Origin of the sequence: Sandaracinus amylolyticus (assembly GCF_000737325.1) — a bacterium.
Classification (GTDB): domain Bacteria; phylum Myxococcota_A; class Polyangia; order Polyangiales; family Sandaracinaceae; genus Sandaracinus; species Sandaracinus amylolyticus.
In genome coordinates, this window is the sequence record NZ_CP011125.1 from 5,028,374 (window position 1) to 5,048,405 (window position 20,032).

General features: G+C 72.3%; 13 protein-coding genes. 8 read left to right on the forward strand and 5 right to left on the reverse strand.

Annotated features, from left to right (window positions below; genetic code table 11):
• Positions 1-6 precede the first annotated feature (6 nt).
• Together DB32_RS21355 and DB32_RS21360 are read right to left on the reverse strand one after the other, a co-directional pair.
• A complete protein-coding gene (locus DB32_RS21355; protein WP_053234497.1) occupies positions 7-1,896 on the reverse strand; it encodes a bifunctional homocysteine S-methyltransferase/methylenetetrahydrofolate reductase in 1,890 nt (629 codons plus the stop codon).
• 111 nt (positions 1,897-2,007) lie between these two features.
• Entirely contained in the window at positions 2,008-3,006 is a 999-nt protein-coding gene (locus tag DB32_RS21360; protein ID WP_053234498.1) for a hypothetical protein, read from the reverse strand.
• Between the two features lie 167 nt (positions 3,007-3,173).
• Between DB32_RS21360 and DB32_RS21365 the strand changes: the two genes are divergently transcribed.
• From DB32_RS21365 to DB32_RS21375, 3 genes are all read left to right on the forward strand, one after another.
• Positions 3,174-3,572: a response regulator gene (locus tag DB32_RS21365; protein WP_053234499.1), complete on the forward strand. Its 399-nt coding sequence runs from the start codon at positions 3,174-3,176 to the stop codon at positions 3,570-3,572.
• Between the two features lie 58 nt (positions 3,573-3,630).
• Positions 3,631-5,946, forward strand: coding sequence for a hypothetical protein (locus tag DB32_RS21370; RefSeq protein ID WP_053234500.1), 2,316 nt, complete (start codon positions 3,631-3,633; stop codon positions 5,944-5,946).
• A 182-nt stretch (positions 5,947-6,128) separates the two neighbouring features.
• Entirely contained in the window at positions 6,129-8,342 is a 2,214-nt protein-coding gene (locus DB32_RS21375; protein ID WP_157069253.1) for a hypothetical protein, read from the forward strand.
• Between the two features lie 4 nt (positions 8,343-8,346).
• On the opposite strand, the gene DB32_RS21380 is transcribed toward DB32_RS21375, so the two are convergent.
• Positions 8,347-10,317, reverse strand: coding sequence for an FHA domain-containing protein (locus DB32_RS21380; protein ID WP_083457589.1), 1,971 nt, complete (start codon positions 10,315-10,317; stop codon positions 8,347-8,349).
• 59 nt (positions 10,318-10,376) lie between these two features.
• Between DB32_RS21380 and DB32_RS21385 the strand changes: the two genes are divergently transcribed.
• Positions 10,377-12,287, forward strand: a complete 1,911-nt coding sequence (locus tag DB32_RS21385) for a serine/threonine-protein kinase (RefSeq protein ID WP_053234503.1) — start codon at positions 10,377-10,379, stop codon at positions 12,285-12,287.
• On the opposite strand, the gene argJ is transcribed toward DB32_RS21385, so the two are convergent.
• Complete coding sequence (gene argJ / locus DB32_RS21390) at positions 12,275-13,450, reverse strand: bifunctional glutamate N-acetyltransferase/amino-acid acetyltransferase ArgJ (protein ID WP_075097973.1); 1,176 nt, start codon at positions 13,448-13,450, stop codon at positions 12,275-12,277. The two genes, DB32_RS21385 and argJ, sit on opposite strands and share 13 nt — an antisense overlap.
• Positions 13,451-13,618: 168 nt before the next feature.
• Between argJ and DB32_RS21395 the strand changes: the two genes are divergently transcribed.
• From DB32_RS21395 to DB32_RS21410, 4 genes are read left to right on the forward strand one after another with little or no spacing between them, the layout of a single operon-like run.
• The gene (locus DB32_RS21395) at positions 13,619-14,068 is read left to right on the forward strand and encodes a thioesterase family protein (protein WP_053234505.1); all 450 of its coding nucleotides are present in this window, start codon (positions 13,619-13,621) and stop codon (positions 14,066-14,068) included.
• A gap of 21 nt (positions 14,069-14,089) precedes the next feature.
• On the forward strand, positions 14,090-16,741 hold the full coding sequence (locus tag DB32_RS21400; RefSeq protein ID WP_053234506.1) for an ATP-binding domain-containing protein: 2,652 nt from the start codon (positions 14,090-14,092) through the stop codon (positions 16,739-16,741).
• A 9-nt stretch (positions 16,742-16,750) separates the two neighbouring features.
• Positions 16,751-18,451: an RluA/RlmK domain-containing protein gene (locus DB32_RS45450; RefSeq protein ID WP_053234507.1), complete on the forward strand. Its 1,701-nt coding sequence runs from the start codon at positions 16,751-16,753 to the stop codon at positions 18,449-18,451.
• A gap of 34 nt (positions 18,452-18,485) precedes the next feature.
• Complete coding sequence (locus DB32_RS21410) at positions 18,486-18,884, forward strand: VOC family protein (RefSeq protein ID WP_053234508.1); 399 nt, start codon at positions 18,486-18,488, stop codon at positions 18,882-18,884.
• A gap of 12 nt (positions 18,885-18,896) precedes the next feature.
• Here DB32_RS21410 and DB32_RS21415 read toward each other — a convergent pair whose 3' ends face one another.
• Positions 18,897-19,886: an NAD-dependent epimerase/dehydratase family protein gene (locus DB32_RS21415; RefSeq protein WP_053234509.1), complete on the reverse strand. Its 990-nt coding sequence runs from the start codon at positions 19,884-19,886 to the stop codon at positions 18,897-18,899.
• Positions 19,887-20,032: the final 146 nt, after the last annotated feature.

Below are 20,032 nucleotides of genomic sequence, written 5' to 3' on the forward strand. Positions count from 1 at the left end.
CGGCGATCACACCACGCCGTCGATCACGCGCAGCGCGAGCTCGTATCGCCCGAGCGGCGGCATGATGTACGCGCCGGCGACGCGCGACTTCACGGCGAGCAACATCTCGCGCGCGATCGCGACGCCCTCGCGGCGCGCCTCTTCACCCGCGCCCGCCTTGCGCATCCGCTCGCGGATCTCGTGCGGCACGCTCATCCCCGGCACCTCGTTGTGCAGGAACTCCGCGTTGCGATAGCTCGCGAGCGGCAGGAGGCCGACGAGCACCGGCATGTCGAGCGGCGCGACGTCGCGCAGGAAACGATCGAGCACGTCCGGGTCGTAGACCGGCTGCGTCATCACGACCTCGGCGCCGGCCTCGCGCTTCTTCTTCAGGCGCTCGAGCTCGCGCTGATAGTCCTTCGCCGCCGGCTCCGCGCCGGTCGCGAGCAGGAAGCGCGTCGCCGCGCCGAGCGGCTTGCCACCGGGATCGAAGCCGCGGTTCATGCCGTCGATCAACCGGAGCAGCCCGACCGAGTCGACGTCGTAGACCGGCGTCGCATCGGGGAAATCGCCCATCTTCGGCGGATCCCCGGTGATCACCACGAGGTTCGTGAGGCCGAGCTCGTGGCACCCGAGCAAGTGCGCGACGAGCCCGAGCAGGTTCCGGTCGCGCGTCGTCACGTGCATGATCGCCGGCATCCCGAGCTCGTCCTGGATGCGGTGACAGAGCGCGAAATTGCCCATGCGCGCGGTCGCGCGCGCACCGTCGGCGACGTTGATCACGTCGACGCCTCCGTCGCGCAGCATGCGCGCCGCGTCGAGCGCCTTCTGCGGCGAGAGCCCGGCGGGCGGGTTCACCTCGACCGAGACGACGAACTTCTTGCCGATCTTCGCGCCGAGCGGGCCCTTCTCCGCGAGCGAGATCCGCGTCACACCGGGCGCGACCTGCGGCGTCGCCTCGCGCAGCTCGTGCGCCCCCGCGAGCGAGACGATCTCGGGACCGCCCGCCTCGCCCGTCGCGCCGACCATGCGCGCCGCGGCGGCCATCTGGCGCACGTGCTCGGGCGTGGTCCCGCAACAACCGCCGATGCCGCGCACGCCGGCCTTCAGCATCCGTCGCGCGAACACGAGGAAGTAGTCGGGCGTCGCCATGTACGCGAAGCGACCCTCGACGCGCCGCGGAAGACCCGCGTTGGGCTGCGCGACGATCGGCCTGCCCGCGCCGACCATCTTGGTCGCGGTCTCGTAGACGCCCGCAGGGCCGTCGGCGCAGTTCACGCCGATCACGTCGGCGCCCCACGCGACGAGGCGCTGCGCCATCTCCTCGGGCCCGGTTCCATCGGCCATCGTGCCGAACGAGTCGAACGACACGCTCGCGATGATCGGGCCGCGCTTCGCCTCGGGGGCCGCGTCGAGCGCGAGCTTCGCGCCTTCGATCGCGAGCCGCACCTCCTCGGGCTGGCGGAACGTCTCGAGGATCAGCGCGTCGACGCCCTCGTCGAGAAGCACCGCGGCCTGATCGCGGAACGCCTCGCGGAGCTCGTCGAGCTCGCCGGCGCGCACGCTCTTCAGGATCTTCCCGCTCGGCCCGATCGAGCCCGCGACCCACGCCTGATCCCCCGCGACCTCGCGCGCGATGCGCACGCCCGCGCGGTTGATCGCGTCGAGCTGTCCCTCGAGGTTGTGCAGCGCGAGGCGGTACCGGTTCGCGCCGAACGTGTTCGTCTGGAGCACCTCGGCGCCCGCGGCGAGATACCCCGCGTGCACCGACTTCACGAGATCCGCGCGCGTGACGCAGAGCTGGTCGAAGTTCTGCGTGTAGAGCACGCCACGCTCGTAGATCTGCGTGCCCATCGCCCCGTCGAACACCACGGGACGCTGCGAGAGAGCGGTGAGGAGATCGCGTTCGCCAGCCATCGGGAGGACCGCGGTTGTCCCTCGGATGACGCGGCGCGTCCAGCCGACGGAACGCGAGCGGCCGGTGCCCCGAGGACACCGGCCGCCGCTGCGATCACGCGCCGAGCAGGCTCAGTTGTTCATCGCGCCGTCGGTGATCCACTGGCGGATGATGCCCACCTCTTCCTCCGAGAGCGGCGGCGGGCCGATCGGCATCGGCGTCTCGCACGACATCGGGTTGCCCATCTCGACCTTGTGGACGAGCAGCGACGCGTCGGGATCGCCGGGGACCACGCGCACGCGGCCCATGCACGCGCCCGCGGGCTCCGACTCGACCTCGAACAGGTTCGCGTAGCCGGTCGCGGCGTCGGGCATCGCGAGCGCGCCGCCCATCGCGCCGCCGCCGTGGCACGCCGCGCTGGTGCACGTCTGATCCGCCTGGAAGAGGCACGTGTAGATCCACGACCACGTCGCCTGGGGCTCGCCCTCGCAGTCGACGCCGCCGCCGGCCGCGGGGACGATGTCGCCGACCGCCAGACACTGGTTGCGCGGGTCGATCTCGTCCGTCGGGTCGGGATCCTCGAGCACGCAGAAGTTCGTGACCGGGCACTCGCCGGGCGCGGTGCACGGCTGCGCGAGCGGGGTGGTCCGCTCGATCACCGGAGAGCCGCAGGCGAGCCAGTTGCGCAGCACCTCCTGGCCCTCGGCGGTGCGCAGGCTGGGCAGCACGTTGCCGTCGGCGTCGGCGTACGCCGAGTCGCCCGCCGGCACGAAGCCGCGCGGCGGCATCGCTCCGTTGACGACCTGCGAGTAGATGAGGTCGCGCTGGCGGTGCACGTTCGCCTGCGCCCAGAGCAGCCGGCGACCGCCCGAGATCGCCTGCTCACCCGCGCCGCTCACGAGGCCGACCGGGAAATTCAGGCCCTCGGGCGCGCCGAGCGCGGCGTCCTCGCCGTGGCAGCTGGCGCACTGCTCGACCATGTAGGCCTGGCCCGAGTACAGCGGGGATCCATTCCGGTCGTAGTAAGGAGTCCGCGCGAGCGCGTCGTCACAGGCGTCACCGACGGTCGGCGAGCAGCCGGTCCCGATGGACAGCGCGAGGAGCGAAGCGAGCGCGAGGCGAATCCTCATTCGGGGGTTCCTCCGGACATTGCGTCGCAGCGTGCTCTGCGGGATCCGTGTCGGTCAAGCGTGGGTAGCTTCACGCGAAACTTCCCGAAGGGAGGCGGCTCGCGAAGCCATTGACAGGCGAGCCGTGCCCGCCGAGGATGCGGGCCGCTCGGAGGTTTCGCTCCCCGATGGCCGACAAGAGCAGGCAGAAGCCGACCATCCTGGTCGCTGACGACGACATCGAGATCCTCGCGCTCGTGACGCGACACCTGCGTCGCCTCGACGCGACGATCCTCGAGGCGTCGGACGGCGAAGAGGCGCTGAAGGTCGCGCGTCGCGAGAAGCCCGATCTCGTCGTGCTCGACGTGATGATGCCGGGCATGAGCGGCTGGGAAGTGTGCCGCGCGATCCGCGAGGACGCGTCGCTCGAGGGCACCGGCGTCATCATGCTCACCGGCATCGGCGAGCGGCTCAACGAGATGACGTCGCCCCTGTATGGCGCCGACGATCACCTCGACAAGCCGTTCGACTTCGACGAGCTCGACAAGCGCGTCGAGAGCGTGCTGCAGAAGAAGGGCCATCGCTGAGCGAGCGGCATCGCTCGCTCGCTTGACGGTTCCGTCGCGCTCGCGTCATGCCGAGCGCATGCAGACACGTCGTGCGTGGGAAGCGGTTGCGCTGACGTGGATCTTCGCGTGCGCCGCGTGCGACGGCCCGCACGAGCAGGTCGACGCGGGGCTCGACGCGAGCCACGCGCCGGACGGCGGCTCGGACGCGTGGGTCGCGCCGGATGCATGGGTCCCGGTCGATCCGCGGTGCGACGACCTCGACCCATGCACACGCGACGCGCTCGTGGGCGACGCTTGTGTGTCGACGCCGGCGCCCGACGGCACGCTGTGCGACGACGGCGACGGCTGTACGCTCGGTGATCGTTGCCAGTCCGGCGTGTGCAACGCGGGTGAGCGCGCGACGGCCGACGCCGCGCTGCTGTCGAGCGCGTCGGCGCCCTTCCCTGGCCCCGGGCTCGGGATCGGCGCGGACGAGCTCCTGTTCTTCCAGCCCGAGGGATCGGGGACCCGCGTGCGGCTCGTGCACGTCGTCGAGGACGGGCTGTTCGAGGTCGTCGACGAGCTGATGCTCGAGATCGCGGTCGGGACGAGCTGGTGGCTCGGAGAAGGGCTCGTCGTGTACGCCGGCGGGACCCACGTCGGGTTGCTCGAGGTGCGCGCGGACGAGCTCGTCGCGCGCGGCACGTTCGAGCTCGAGGGCGACGTGACCGGCGTCCGCCACGCCGCGGCGCTCGGCGACGCCCTGCTCCTGTGCTCGCTCGACCTCTATCTCGAGCCGTCGATCCTGCACGTCGTCGACGCGAGCGACCGCGACGTCCCCGTCGTGCAGAGCGAGGGCCTGGTCGGCCACGGAGACGATTGCGCCGCCCTCGCCGCGTCGACCGATCGCAGCCGCGCGTTCCTCGCGGGCCGCTTCAGGACCTTCGTCCTCGCGCCCGACGGGACGATCGAGCGCACGCTCGAGATCCCGTCCGAGTCGGTGCACGTCGGCGCCGGGTACGTGACGCTCGCCACGACGCGCGGCGTCCGTCTGCTCCGCGAGTCGGATCTGGTCGAAGTCGCGCGGCTCGATCTGCCCGTCATCGCGGCGCGGCACACGCGTCGCGGCCTCGAGGTCGTCGCGAACCGCGCGCGCGGCCCGGCGGAGCGCGTGTTCCTCGTGTTCGCGGTCCACCCCGGCGCGGCCGACCCGCTCGAGCTGCTCTCGGACGAGGTGCTCGGCCCCGAGCGCATCGTGTCCGCCGCAGCTCCGTGGGCGAGCCACGACGACTCGATGTACGACGACCTTCGCCTCTTCCGGATCCGCTCGAGCGCGCCCTACCTCGACGAGATCGGCGAGCCCCACCGCTTCTGGCCCGGATGGATGCGCGCGTCGGGCACGACGCTGCACCTGCGCGACGACGCCGCCGCGGTGGCGCTCGACGCGAGCGATCCGACGGCGCCCCGTGCGGTCGCAGGCGGCGCGCACGAAGGCACGCCGGGAGGCTTGACCGTGGAGGTTCCCAGCGAGGGCCCGATCGGCCTCTACGGTGCGCGATCGGCGAGCGGCAGCGTCCCGGGATCGATCGAGACGCACGGCTGGTGGCTTCGTGCGGACGTGATCGGACGCTCGTTCGACGCGGAGGAGCGACCGACGGACCTCGCGACGCACAGGCTGCCGGGGCTCGTCGTGCAGGTCGATGCGACGTACCGCAACGTCTATGCGGTCCGGCTCCACACCGCGCGGACGCGGCTCGACGTGCTGCGATGGACTGCGGAGCAATTCCTCCATCCGCAGGAGCTGGTCGCCGGCCTCGAGCAGCACGTCGAGGCGCCCGCGGGCCGCGTCGTGAGCGTCATCTCGCGTGTGCACGACGATCACGCGGTGGCGTTCGCGACGACCGACGAGAGCGACCAGCTCGCCGCGGTCCACTGGGTCGAGCTCGGCGGGAGCGAGCGCGTCGTGGGCCCGGCGCAGCTCGACGTCGGCGTCCAGGCGCTCGCGGTGCGTGGCGATCGGATCGTCGTGCTGGGATGGCATCCGAGCCCCGACGCGACGGGCGCGACGAGCACCACCGCGGACATCGTGCTCATCACGCTCGAACGACGCGGCGACGAGCTGGTCGAGGTGAGCCGCGTGAGCTGGGCGACACCGCCGACGCCGCGGCTCGACGCGTCCGCGCCCGTGGCGCTGCTCCGCTTCGATGGTCAGGTCGTGTACGCCCAGCTTCCGTTCGGCGCTCCGGACGCGCCCGGCCCCGCGATCGTCGCGATGCGGGCGGGCGACCTCTCGCAGCGCTTCGTCTATCCGCTGCCCGACGCGCGACCGATCTGGTCCGCGAGCGACAGCGACGTCGGCCTGGCGTTCAGCGGTCCGGCGCGCGTGCACGTCGTGCGGCCGTGGTGCCCGTGAGGGCGCGGTCCGCGTTGGACGAGCACGGCATCGCGTGACGGACGTGTCGCGGTCCCACCACTCAACGGGGGATGGCGAAACACGCGTGTTGGGCGTCGCTCACGCTGATGGCGTGGGCGTGCGTGGGATGCAGTCTCTCGCACACGCGAGATCGTTCCGACGAGCACACACTCGACGCACACGTGCCCCTGCTCGACGCGGGCGCCGACGGCGGATTGCCCGACGCGTGGGTGCCGCCCGATGCGTCCGAGCCTCCCGGGTGCGACGACCTCGACCCTTGCACGCGCGAGGCGATCGTGGGCGGCGTGTGCGTGTCGACGGCGGTGCGCGACGGCGCGCTGTGCGACGACGGCGACAGCTGCACGCTCGGTGATCGCTGCGTCGCGGGTCGCTGCCGAGGCGGGGCTCCTTCGACGGGCGGCGCCGGGCTCGTGTCGGTCCCGGTGCCGGCGTTCCGCGGGCGCTCGGTCGGCATCGGCGGCGACGACTTCCTGTTCTTCCGACCCGAGGGCACCGGCACCGCCGTCGTGCTGGCGCACGGCGAAGGCGGTCGGCTCGACGAGCTCGACGAGCTGCAGCTCCCGACGCCCGGGATCAGCCGTGCCTTCTCGCTCGGCGAGAAGCTCGTCGCCTACGTCGCGTTCCACGGCGGCGGGCTGCTCGAGATCTCCGGTGACGAGCTCTTCGCGCGAGGCACGTTCGACGTGGGACCGGTGCTCTCGGCGCACCACTTCGCGATGATCGAAGATCGCCTCTTCGTCTGCATGTCCGACCCGTTCGGCCCGAGCGATCTGCGCGTGCTCGACGCGAGCGCGCCCGACGTGCTCGTCGACCTCGGCACCGTGCCGATTCCCGACGGATGCCGGGCGCTCGCCGCATCGACCGATCGACGGCGCGCGTATCTGTCGACTGGTACCGACACGCTGGTCGTGACGCCCGATGGGCTGATCGAGCGTGCGCTCGGGATCGCGTCGACCTCGGTGCACGTCTCGGACGGCTTCGTCACGCTCAACACCGAGCGGCGTGTTCAGCTGCTGCGCGAGGCCGATGGCGTCGAGCTCGCGCGCGTCGACGCGCCCGTCGTCCAGATCGCGCGGCACACGCGCCGCGGGCTCGAGGTGATGACCCACGAGGCGGGCATGCGCGTGCTCTCGTTCTACGAGATCCGCGCAGGCGCGCCGGTCGTGATCTCGCGCGAGGTCGTCGGGCCGGTGGACCCCGGGACCGGCCTCGCGGTGGAGACGACCTCGGTGTGGGCGAGCCACGAGGACGCGCTGCTCGACGGGATGCGCCTCTTCCGGATGCGCGCGACGCCGCCGTTCCTCGAGGAGATCCGCGATCCGCGTCGCTTCTGGCCGTACTGGATGCGCGCCGCCGGGACGACGTTGCACCTGCGCGACGACCACGGAGCGATCGCGATCGACCTGAGCGATCCCGCAGCGCCGCGCGCGGTCGCGGGCGGCGAGTTCCTCGGCACGGACGGGATGACGATCGAGGTCCCGAACGACGGCGAGATCGGCCTCTACGGCGCGCGCTCGTGGTGGCCCACGCGCGGCCGTCATCGACCCGGATCGCTGTTCACGCAGTCGCTCTCGCACGCGAACGTGATCGGACGCTCGTTCGACGCGGCGGAGCGACCGACGGATCACGCGACGCACGCGCTCCCTGGCGGTCCGACGTACGTCCACGCGACGTACCGCCACGTGTACGCCGAGTCGCTCGACGCGTCGGGCGCGCACCTCGACGTCACGCGGTGGCGCGCCGAGCAGCTCTTCGCGCCCGAGCCGCTCGTCGCAGGGCTCGAGCAGCGCGTCGACGCGCCGCCCGGCGATCCGATCGCGCAGATCGCGCGCCTGCACGGCGACACCGCGACGGCGTTCGCCACGACGGCGGCCTGGGGGAGCGCCGACCTGCACTGGGTCGTGCTCGGCGGCGGCGAGCGCGTGGTCGGCCCGCTGCACCTCGACATCGAGGTCGAGGATCTCGCGGTCGACGGCGATCGGATCGTCGCGATGGGCTGGCACGCCGATCCCGCGAGCCCGGGGAGCGCGCTGACGATCCACGACATCGTGTTCGTCACCGTCGAGCGCCGAGGCGATGCCCTCGTCGAGGTGAGCCGCGCCGGCTGGGCGACACCGGCGACGTCGCGCGTGAGCACGTACGCGCCGATCCAGCTGCTGCGCTTCGACGGGCGCGTGGTGTACGCGCAGCTCCCGTTCGGCACGCCCGACGAGCCGCGCCCGTCGATCGTCGCGCTCCTCGCGAGCGATCTCTCCGCGCGCGTCGGCTATCCGATGCGCGACCCGCTGCCGCTCTTCTCGGCGAGCGAGACCGACATGGGGCTCGTGTTCAGCGGACCGGCCGGCGTGTACGTGGCGCGTCCGTGGTGCCCGTGAAGCGCTATTCGTCCTCGTCGACCGAGCGCGCGCGGGAGAGCGCGTCGATGCGCTGCCGCGCGCGCGAGTACGTCGCGCTGCTCGAAGGCACCATCGGAAGGATCGCGCGGTAGAGCGCGATCGCGCGGCTCGCGTCGTTGCGCTCGACACCCTGCGCTTCGCCGAGCAGCGACTGCGCGCGTTGCTCGCACTGCCGCCCCAGCGACGTCGCGCGCGCGCCATCGTCGAGGCGCAGCGCGAGCTGCACGCGGCGACACGCGTCCTGAGGGCGCGATCCGATCGAGGACTGTGCGGAGTCGAGGTACGCCGCGACGAGCTGCGGACGCAACCGCGCGCCGTAGTGACCGCCGCGCACGATCTGGTTGTCGATCGCAATGGCGCGCTCGAGCGCGGAGATCGCCTGCGCCGAGCCGCGCGACGCGTTCTGCGCAGCGCGATAGTGCGTCGCGAACTGATCGATCTGCGTGGCGAGCGCGGCTTGCCCACCGGCGCGTGCCGCGCGCGAAGCGCTCGCGAAGTCACCGCCGCGATACGCGGAGAGAACGGCATCGCCGCCGCGCGTCGGACGCGCCGGCTCCGCGCGCTCCGTGGTGCGAGTCGGCCTCGGAGCGCGCACCGGACGCACACCGCGCTCGCGCGGCGAGGGATCCGCTCCGCGCGCCGCCGGCGTCTCGCGCTCGCGCTCTTCGACGGCCGCTTCGGCGACCGGCTCGGGCGCCGCGACCGGCTGCACCGTCGCGACCGGCTGCACCGTCGCGACCGGCTGCGCAGGCGCGCCCGGCTGCACCGTCGCGACCGGCTGCGCAGGCGGCACCGGCTGCACAGGCGGGACCTGTTGCGCCGTCGGGACCACCGTGGGCTGCGCGGGCGCGACCGTCGGGATCGTCGCGACGGGCGGCACGTACGCAGGCACCGCGACCGGCGTGCTCTCCACGGGGAGCGTCGACGCGACCGGCTGCGGCTGCGTCGTGCTGCTGCGCAGCACCAGCGCCACCACGAGCGCGCCGAGCACGGCGGCACCGACCGCGATCCCCGCGGCCGCGAGCAGCAACGTCCGCCGATCCAGCACCACGTTGCCGGTCCGCTCCTGCGCACCGAGCCACGCGCTCGACGGCGCCGGCGGCGGCAGCGAGGGCCCACCGGCGGCGGGCGGAAGCGACGACCATTCGCTGTGCGTCGCGAGCGGCATCTCGAACGACGGCCCGGCGGACCGCACGTTCTCGTCCGTCGTGTGCTCGGGCGCGCGCGGCAGATCGGGCTCCGACTGCGCCGCGGCCGCGAGGTCCGCCCCCGGCACTCGCACCACCAGCACGGTCTCGCCGAGCTCGATGCGATCGCCGTCGGAGAGCGCCACCGAGCTCACGCGGCGCCCGTTGACCATCGTGCCGTTGCCGCTGCCCATGTCGCGCAGCACGAGCACGGCGGCCTCGCGCACCACCTTGAGGTGCCGCCGCGACACCGAGACGTCCGCGAGGATCACCTCGTTGTCGATGCCGCGACCGACCGTCGTCTCGCCCTCGACGAGCACGTACTCGCGGCCCTGATCGCGCCCCGACTCGACGAAGAGCACCGGCATCGGCGGGCCCTCGTCGTAGATCTGCGTGCTCTCGCTGAGCAGCGCGTCGCGATCGTCGATCGCGGTGTGCTCGTTGACGAGATCGTCCTCCTCGAACTCCGAGAAGGCGTCCGGCGGCTTCGACGGGCCGGCGGGAGGGAAGTCGATCGCGTCGTCGCGATCGTCGGGCATGCGGCGCACGTCGCTCGCCTCGACCGGGACCCGTGACCGCGGCGGGATCGTCTCGATCGCCGGCGCGTCGTCCGCCGTGGCGGGATCGAGCGGCGGTGGCGGATGCGACGCAGTGAGCCGATCGCCGAGGCGATCGACGAACGCATCCCCTCGACGAGGCCCGACAGGAGGCTCGCCGTGCGAGGCATCGCCCATCGGCGAACCGGGCGCGCGCGTGGACCCGCTCATGGAGAACGTCAACAGCCTATCATGCAGCCCTGGATCCGGGTGGTAGACTCGCGCGCCTCGTGGCCGGCCCCAGGGAAGAGCTCGGACCCTATCGCATCGTCCGCAAGATCGCGGTCGGTGGGATGGCGGAGATCTATCTCGCGCGACAGCGCGGGATCGAGGGGCTCGAGCGCACGGTCGTGCTCAAGCAGATCCTCGAGAAGCACGAGCAGAACGAGGAATTCGTCACGATGTTCCTGGACGAGGCGCGCCTGATGGCCGCGCTCTCGCACCCGAACATCGCGCAGGTGTTCGACCTCGGGAAGGTCGACGACACGCACTACCTCGTCATGGAGTACGTGCGTGGGCCGACGCTGCACCAGATCCTCGGTGCGGCCCAGCGCGCGTCGCTGCCGGGCCTGCCCGAGAAGCCCGCGCTCGGGATCGCGCTGCGCGTGGCGGAGGCGCTGCACTACGTGCACGAGCGCCGCGACGACCTGGGCCGGCCGCTCGGGATCGTGCACCGCGATCTGAACCCCGCGAACGTCGTCGTCTCGTACGACGGGTCGGTGAAGCTGATCGACTTCGGCATCGCGAAGGCCGCGACGAAGGTCTACGAGACGCGCACCGGCGTCATCAAAGGCACCTACGGGTACATCGCGCCCGAGGCGCTCACCGGCACCGCGCCCGTCGATCGTCGCGCGGACGTGTTCGCGCTCGGGATCCTCCTCTACGAGATGCTCGTCGGGAAGCATCCGTTCGACGTGAGCGACGAGCCGAACCTGCTCGATCGCATCCTCGAGGCTCGCTACAAGCGGCCGCGCGACGTGCGCCCGTCGATCCCCGGCGCGCTCGACCGACTGATCGCGCGCTGCCTCGCGCCGCACCCCGAGGGCCGCCCCGAGTCGGTGCAGAAGCTGATCGACGAGCTCGCCGCGCACATGAGCGAGCGCGGGATCGTGCCGACGCAGGTCGATCTCGCGGCGCTCGCGCGCGAGCTGGTGCCCGACGAAGAAGGCCCGCTGCCGCTGCGCCGGCCGACGTCGGTGAAGCCGCGGCCGGTCTTCCCGCGCGGCGAGGCGCGCGACGGCGGGACGCGGAAGGTGTCGAGCTCGGTCCCGCCGCCCGAGGACGAGCCCACGCGCCGCGCGATGCCGATGCTGCGCGGCGAGGTGACGCCGCCGCGCGCGCTCGACGGCACGCGCAAGGTCGGCTTGCCGCGCAGCTCGTCGGTTCCCCCCGAGCCCACGCCGCACCCGCGGATCGACGAGTCGATCTCGCACGACGCCGCGACCCGCCCGCCGCGCCGCGGCCCGTCGCCCGCGACGATCAGCTCGGAGCTCGACGAGCCCACGGTGCCCGCCGGCAAGCGCCCTCCGATCGAGCCCGAGGAGCCCACCGTCGCGGTGCCCCCGCGCGAGCCGGTCCTCGCGCTGCCGCCGCCGCCGTTCGATCGCGCGGTCGAGACCACGATGCGTCTCCGGCCCGCGGCGCGGACGATCCCGCCGCTGCTCGGCGCGTTCGGGCTGATCGCGGCGGGCACGCTCGCCTTCCTCGCGGCGCGCGTGCTCGCGGGCGGCACGCCGCCGCCCGAGGCATCGGCCGTGGTCCCGCCGGTCGGGCCCGAGGCGACGCCGACCGAGCTCACGACCGACGACGCCGGGAGCTCGTCGGCGCGTGCGCTCCACGTGATCTCGGAGCCGCCGGGCGCGCACGTCGTGGTCGACGGAGTCGACGTCCAGGCGCGCACGCCCGCGGTGCTCTCCGCGGATCCGCGGCTCCCCGCGGTGTTCCTGCACGTGTCGCTCGAGGGATACGCGCCGCAGACGCGGCAGGTATCGACGACGATCGGCGAAGCGCGCTTCGTCCTCACGCCGCTCGCGTACGACGCGGGCACGACGGAGGTCGACGCGGGCACCACGACGACGACCGCGACGCGCGCGCCCGCTGCGCCGATGCGACGCGGCGGGCGCCGTGGTCAGCTCCGGTAGTTCGCGTTCACCGCGACGTAGTCGGGCCCGAGATCGCACGTCAGATAGTGCGCGCGGCCGCGGCCCTTCCCGAGCGTCACGCGGATCGTGTACTCGGCGGCCTGCAGGATCGTCGCGGCGCGCGCCTCGGCGTCCTTCCCGACCGGCATCCCGCCGCGCACGATGGTCTCGTCGCCGATCCGGATCTCGGCGCGATCCGGATCGAACACGACACCGGCGCGACCCGCGGCCGCGAGGATGCGGCCCCAGTTCGCGTCGCGCCCGTGCAGCGCGGTCTTCACCAGCGGCGAGGTCGCGATCGTGCGCGCGACGGCGCGCGCCGCGCGATCGTTCGCGAGCCCTTCGACCTCGATGCGCGCGACGTGTCGCGCGCCTTCGCCGTCGCGCACGATGCTCTTCGCGAGCGCGCCGAGCACCTCGGTCAGCGCGGCCTGGAGCGTCGCGGCTTCCTTCGATCCCGCGCGCACCGTGCCCGCCTTGCCCGACGCCATGAGGAGCACCGTGTCGTTCGTGCTGGTGTCACCGTCGACGCTCACCGCGTTGAACGTCGGATCGATCGCCGCCTTGAGGAGCTTCCTGAGCAGCGCCGGGCTCGCGCCCGCGTCGGTGATCACGAACCCGAGCGTCGTGGCCATGTCGGGATGGATCATCCCTGCGCCCTTCGCGATCCCGAGCACGGTCGCGGTCTCACGTCCGATCCGGATCTGCGCGCACGCGACCTTCGGCCACTGATCGGTCGTCATGATCGCGCGCGCGAAGTCCGCGCCGCCTTCGCTCGAGAGCGCCTCGATCAGGCGATCGCTCCCGCGCACGATCGTCTCCGCGGGGAGCACCGCGCCGATCACGCCGGTCGAGGCGGGGAGCACCGCCTTCGCCGAGATGCCGAGGCGCTCCGCGACCGCTTCCGTCGTGCGCTTCGTCGCGTCGAGCCCCGCCTTGCCGGTGCACGCGTTCGCGTTGCCGCTGTTGACCAGCACCGCCCTCGCCTTGCCTGCCTTCGCGCGCTCCTTCGCGACGCGCACCGGCGCGGCCTGCACGCGGTTCTTCGTGAACACACCCGCGACGCTCACTGGCTCGTCGGCGACGATGAGCGCGAGGTCCGGGCGCCCGTTCGCCTTGATTCCCGCGCTGATCCCCGCGAGGCGGAACCCCGGCACGGGCAGCGGGCGGTCGGTCACGTCGATCGAGATGGGAGCTGTGCGTCGGGTGGTGGCCATGGGGCCGCGGACTCTAACGGCTCACGCTCTCGGATGCAGCGAGAACGCGACAAATCGCCACGTTTCACGCGTTGCCGACGGAGGGAAGCGTGCTACCCCACACCGCTTTTGCGCATGCCGACGAGCCCCGACGAGCTGGAGCGCCGACTCGCGTTCGTCCGCCGCCTGATGGACGAGGCGATCCCGTTCAACCGCGTCCTCGGCCTGCGCGTCCGCGAGCTCACCCGTGGGCGCGCGGTGCTCGAGGTGCCGTACAAGCCGGAGCTGATCGGCGATCCCGATCGCCCGGCGCTGCACGGCGGCGTGCTCTCCGCGGTCGCCGACACCGCGGGTGGTTGCGCGGTGTGGACGACCGTCGGCGAGAGCGATCGTGTATCGACGATCGACCTGCGCGTGGACTACCTGCGACCGGGTCGGCTCGAGCCCTTCCACGCGATCGCGAGCGTGCTCCGGGTGGGGAACAGGGTCGGCGTCGCGAACGTCCTCCTCGTCCACCCGAGCGCGCCCGACGAGCCGATCGCCGAGGCGAAGGGCGTCTACTCCGTGAAGCGCGCGGGCGATTGAGCCCGCGCGGGATTGGTTGGCATGCGCAGCACCGACTTGATCGAGCCCGGTCCCGTGGACCGGAGCGAGCCCGGCTCCGACGAGGAGAAGACCCGCATCGTCGCCGAGGAGGAGCGCGTGCTCGCGCGCGTCCACAAGCACCTCGCCGCGCGCAAGATGCGCGTCTCGACGGACGGGATCGACTACGACGCCGAGCTGCTCTCGCTGCGCGATCAGATCAACGAAGCGCGCCTCGAGGACGTGCCGCCGCTCATCGAGGAGATGGAGCGCCTCAGCGAGGTCGCGGCGCGACGCGCGAAGGTCGTCGAGGGCGCGGTCGATCCCGACTCGCCGTACTTCGGTCGCCTCGTACTCGAGGAGGGGGATCGGCGTCGCGAGGTGCTGATCGGGCGCAGCACGTACCTCGATCCGCGCACCGGCGTGCGCATCGTCGACTGGCGCGACGCGCCGGTGAGCCGCGTCTACTACCGCTACGAAGAGGGCGACGCGTACGAGGAGAACTTCGGCGGGCGCGACGTGCACGGCGAGGTCGTCACGCGCCGCAGCCTCGCGATCTCGAGCACCGTGCTGCGCCGCATCGGCTCGCCGCAGGGCGTGTTCGTGCGTGCGATGGACGGCAGCTGGCGTCGCGCCGGCGAGTCCGCGAGCCGTCTCAAGGGTGGTCAGGGCGCGGCGATGCGGCCCGAGGGGCACCACTCGCCGGCCGACGGGAACGGCGCATCGCGCGGCAAGCTCGGCATGGGGCTCGAGGGGCGCGAGGATCGTTTCCTCCCCGAGATCACCGCGCTGATCGATCCGCGCCAGTTCGAGCTGATCACGAAGAGCGACGCGGGGCTCGTCGTCATCCAGGGCGGCGCGGGCTCGGGCAAGACGACGATCGGCCTGCACCGCCTCGCGTACCTCGCGTTCCAGGATCCGAAGCGCTTCCGGCCCGACCGGATGCTCGTGATCGTCTACAACGACGCGCTCGTTCGATACATCTCGAAGGTGCTCCCTTCGCTGGGTCTCCCTCAGGCAGGCGCGACGGGCACGCCGGTCACGACGTACGAGCGCTGGGCCGCGAAGCAGCGCATCTCGCACCTGCGCGGCCTGCCCGAGGAGTACACCGAGGACACGCCGGGCGCGGTGACGCGCCTCAAGAAGCACCCGGTGATGCTGCGGATGATCGACGACATCGTCGCGCGCGCATCGGCGAAGTTCGAGAAGTGGCTCGAGCAGGCGCTCGAGAAGATCGAGGGCAAGGAGGAAGTGCTCGCGTTCTTCCGCGAGCAGGAGCGCGCACCGCTCGCCGTGCGGCTCATGCGCTTGTCGCGCTGGGTCGCGCCCGACGAGCTGAGCGAGGAGGACGCCGCGCTCGAGGCCGCGGCCGAGGCCTCGGGGGAGCCGAGCAAGCGCCCCGCGCCGAAGTCGGTCGCGATCCGTCATGCCGTCGAGCGCGTGGTGCAGCGCGCGCGTCGCGAGCTGCTCGACGTCAGCGCGGCATGGGCCGAGATGCTCACCGACGCGACCGCGCTGAGCGCGGCGTTCGAGAAGCACGCGCCGGGCGAGATCGATCCCGACGATCTGCGCACCGCGGTCAACTGGTGCATCGAGCGCTGCGGCACGATCATGGGCGAGCTCGAGATCCGCCGGGACGAGGGCGATCGCGCGAAGGAGAAGCGCGATAGCAAGGCGCCCAACGACGACGTGCAGCGCGCGATCGACGAGGAGGTCCCGCAGCCGAAGCTCGTCGCGCGCAAGCGGGGCGGCGGCGACGACGACGAGGACGACTTCGAGGACGGCGAGGACGACCGCTCGGTCGGCATCGACGGCGCGATCGAGACCGAGCCGCCGAAGCTCGATCGCGAGGACGACGCGCTCCTGCTGCGTCTGGTGCAGCGCCTGCGCGGTCCGCTCGTGAAGGGCCGCGAGCGCCTGCGCTACGAGCACATCCTGATCGACGAGGCGCAGGATCTCTCGCCGGTCGAGCTCGCGGTCGTCTTGGGCACGTCGACGAAGCAGCGCAGCGTCACGATGGCGGGCGACGTCGCGCAGCGCCTGCACATGGACAACGGCTTCAAGGGCTGGGCGGAGCTGCTCGACGCGATCCGCCCGCGCCGTGCGGGCGATGCGTCGGCGCCGGTCGAGCCGCTCACGGTCGAGCCGCTGAAGGTGCAGTACCGCTCGACGCATCAGATCATCGAGTTCGCGCAGGACGTGCTCGGGCCGCTCGCCGACCCCCAGGGCGGCCACGCGATCCGCAGCGGCGCGCCGGTCGAGCTCTTCCGGTTCGCGCACAACGGCGAGGCGGTCGCGTTCCTCGGTGAAGCGCTGCGCGAGCTGATGCAGAGCGAGCCGCGCGCCTCGGTCGCGCTGATCGCGCGCTATCCCGAGCAGGCGGACCTCTACCACCGCGGGCTCGTGAACGCCGAGGTCCCGCACCTGCGCCGCATCGCGGAGCAGGACTTCCCGTTCAAGCCCGGCATCGACGTCACCGACGTGCGCCAGGTGAAGGGCCTCGAGTTCGACTACGTGGTGCTGCTCGAGGTCTCGCGCGCGTCGTACGGCAACAGCGACGAGGCGCGGCACCTGCTGCACATCGCGGCGACGCGCGCGGCGCACCAGCTCTGGGTGACGTGCAGCGGCGAGCCCTCGCCGCTCCTGCCCCAGTCGCTTCGCGATCGCGCTTACTGAAGTGCTTCGATGAGCGTCGAGCCGCTCGATCGCGCGCTCCGAGAGCGCGTCTTCGCGTGGCTCGACCCGCGGTGGATCGTCCACGAGGACGAGGACGTCATCGCGATCGACAAGCCCTCGGGCGTGCCGACACAAGAGGCGCGCGAGGGCGCGCAGGACGATCTGCCGACCCGTCTCGCGCGGTTCCTCGAGCAGCGCGACGGCGTCGACGAGGCGTACGTCGGCGTCCACCAGCGGCTCGACAAGGACACGTCGGGCGTCCTCCTCTACGCGAAGTCGCGCGCGGCGAACGTCGAGCTCGCGCCGCAGTTCACCCACCACGCGGTCCGGAAGATCTACCTCGCGTGCGTCGACGGCTGGCGCCACGGCGCGCGCACGACGTTCCGCGATCAGCTCGGCCCGCTACGCGGCGGCCGCGTCGAGGTCGTGAAGGACGGCGGCAAGCACGCGGTCACGCACGCGAGCGTCATCGAGCGCAGGGGATCGCGCGCGCTCCTCGAGATCACGATCGAGACCGGGCGCACCCACCAGATCCGCGCGCAGCTCGCGCACCACGGAGCGCCGATCGCGGGAGATCGCATCTACGAGGGCGCGCCCGCGCCGCGACTGATGCTGCACGCGTCGGAGCTCGAGCTGGTGCATCCGCGCTGGGAGCGACCGTTCCGTGTGAACGCGCCTCCGCCGCGCGCGCTCGATGCGTGTCTCGATGGTCGAGGGATCGCGTTCGAGGACGCGCTCGACGTGGCGGTGCAGCGACGCTTCGCGCTCGGGCGCGCGGCGCTGCGCGACGCCGAGTCGCGCACCACCGCGTTCCGCTTGGTGAACGAAGCGGGCGATGGCGCGCCCGGGGTCGCCGTCGATCTCTACGCGGACTGGGCGCTGCTCCACACCTACGACGCGTCGATCGACGAGCGCGCGACCGTGCACGCGCTCGACGGGCTCGGCGTGCGCGGCGTCTACGTGAAGCGCCGGCCGCGTCAGGCGAACGTGATGGACGACGAAGCGCGCGCGGAATTCGCGCCGCGCGAGCCGGTGCTCGGTGCCGCGGCGCCCGAGGAATTCGTGGTGCGCGAGCACGGCATGCGCTTCCTCGTGCGGCTCGGTGACGGCATGTCCACCGGGCTCTTCCTCGATCAGCGCGAGCACCGCGCGCGGGTGCGCGCGACGAGCGCCGGCGCGCGCGTGCTGAACCTCTTCTCGTACACGTGCGGGTTCACGGTCGCGGCGGTCGCGGGTGGTGCGGTGTCGAGCACGAGCGTCGACGCGAGCGGCGTCGCGCTCGATCGCGGTCGCGCGAACCTCGATCTCGCGGGCGCGGATCGCGACGCGCATCGCACGGTGCGCGCCGACGTGTTCGAGTGGCTCGCGCGCGCGGCGAAGCGCGGCGAGCAGTACGACCTCGTGTGCTGCGATCCGCCGACGTACTCCACCGCGAAGGGACGCAGCGGAAAGACGCAGCGCTGGTCCTCGGGCAAGCAGTGGCGCGCCCTCGCCGCGGCGTGCCTCCGAGTGCTCGCGCCGGGCGGGACGCTCCTCGCGACGTCGAACGATCGACGCATGACGCAGCGCGCGCTGCGCGCCGAGGTGCACGAAGGCGCGCGCGACGCGGGCGTCACGCTCGCGTCGCTGCGCGATCTCGGGCCGCCCGAGGACTTCCCGTTCGCGCCGGAGGACGGGCCGCACCTCAAGGGCGTGATCGCGACGCGCTGAGCAGCGCCTATGGTCGCGTGCGAGGAGGTGCCTCGTGCTCGATCACTTCGGCTGGAACGTTCGCGACCTCGCGCGCAGCGTCGCGTTCTACGAGCGCTGTCTCGCGCCGCTCGGGCTCACGAAGATCGATGCGGGCGACGGCTTCGCGATCTTCGGGGATCGCACGAGGGACGACGCGCCGTACCTGTGGATCGGCACGCTCGTGCCGTCGTTCTGGACGGGCGAGCACCGCCCCGGCGCCGCGCCGATCCACGTCGCGTTCCGCGCGCCCGACCAGCGCGCCGTCGACGCGTTCCACCGCGAAGGCCTCGCGGCGGGAGGACGCGACAACGGCGCGCCGGGGCGGCGCGAGGACGGCCTCACGTACTACGCGGCGTTCCTGATCGATCCCGACGGCAACAACGTCGAGGCCGCGGTCCGGCTCGCGCGCTGAGATCGTTGGAGCTCAAACCATCCCGCGGCCGCGGAACCACGCGACCGCGTCGCCGATCGTCTCCTCGATCGGCCGATACCGCGCGCCCAGCTCGCGCACCGACTTCGCGTTCGAGTAGTACGACGGCTTGAGCGAGTACTCGAAGAAGTCGCGCGCGAGCAGCGGCGGCTCACCGGTGCGCGCCGCCTGGGCCTCCATCGCGATCGCGATCCCGCGCGCTGCCGCGACCGGCAGGCGCAGCAGCGGCCGCTTGCGCCCGGTCACGCGATCGATCGCGCGGATGAGCTCTTCGTTCGTGAGGTTGTGCGCGGTCGCGAGGTAACGCTCGCCCTTCTTGCCCTTCTCCGCCGCGAGCACGTGCGCCTCCGCGGCGTCGCGCACGTCGACGTACGACGCGCCGCCCTCGTACACGACCGCGGGCCCCGGCGTCTTGAGCGAGCCGAGGATGAGGCCGCCGCTCGGCGTGGGGCGGATGTCGTTGGGCCCGAGCACGATGCCCGGGCACACGACGCGCACGTCGAGATCCCACGCGGCGAAGTACTCCGCGAGCTCGCGGCTGTGGAGCTTGCTGCGCGAGTACGGGAAGTCGAGATCCCACGCTTCGTACGGCGTCGTCTCGTCGCCGAGCGTGCCCGGCTTCGGCCGCCCTACCGAGACGATCGACGCGGTGTAGATCACGCGCTGCACGCCGGCGCGCCGCGCCGCCTCGATCACGTGGAACGTGCCGCGCAGGTTCACGTCGTACATCGGCGCGGGATCGGGCGCCCAGTCCTTGTAGATCGCGGCCGCGTGGAAGACGGTGTCCATCCCTTCCACCGCGCGCTTGCACACGTCGACGCTGCGCACGTCGCCCTCGATCACGTCGACGTCGAGGCCCGTGACGTTGTCGCGTGGCTCGCCCTTCGCCGCGAGCACGCGCACCGCGACGCCGCGATCGATCAGCCGCCGCACCATCCAGCTGCCCAGGAACCCGCATCCCCCGGTGACCAGCGCGCGCTTCATCCGTGCCGCCTCCTCGTTTCGCGCGCGGACTCTACCAGCGCGCGAAACGTTCTCGCGATCACTGTAACAGCGAACGATGTCACGTGCTCGTGGCGCATCACGATTCCGTCGCCGATGCGTGTCCGAGCCGGTCTCGCCTTTCGCGC

Coding starts and splice junctions, on each gene's coding strand:
- DB32_RS21355 (WP_053234497.1), bottom strand. CDS start 1,896: ATGGCTGGCGAACGCGATCTCCTCACCGCTCTCTCGCAGCGTCCCGTG.
- DB32_RS21360 (WP_053234498.1), bottom strand. CDS start 3,006: ATGAGGATTCGCCTCGCGCTCGCTTCGCTCCTCGCGCTGTCCATCGGG.
- DB32_RS21365 (WP_053234499.1), top strand. CDS start 3,174: ATGGCCGACAAGAGCAGGCAGAAGCCGACCATCCTGGTCGCTGACGAC.
- DB32_RS21370 (WP_053234500.1), top strand. CDS start 3,631: ATGCAGACACGTCGTGCGTGGGAAGCGGTTGCGCTGACGTGGATCTTC.
- DB32_RS21380 (WP_083457589.1), bottom strand. CDS start 10,317: ATGAGCGGGTCCACGCGCGCGCCCGGTTCGCCGATGGGCGATGCCTCG.
- DB32_RS21395 (WP_053234505.1), top strand. CDS start 13,619: ATGCCGACGAGCCCCGACGAGCTGGAGCGCCGACTCGCGTTCGTCCGC.
- DB32_RS21400 (WP_053234506.1), top strand. CDS start 14,090: ATGCGCAGCACCGACTTGATCGAGCCCGGTCCCGTGGACCGGAGCGAG.
- DB32_RS45450 (WP_053234507.1), top strand. CDS start 16,751: ATGAGCGTCGAGCCGCTCGATCGCGCGCTCCGAGAGCGCGTCTTCGCG.
- DB32_RS21415 (WP_053234509.1), bottom strand. CDS start 19,886: ATGAAGCGCGCGCTGGTCACCGGGGGATGCGGGTTCCTGGGCAGCTGG.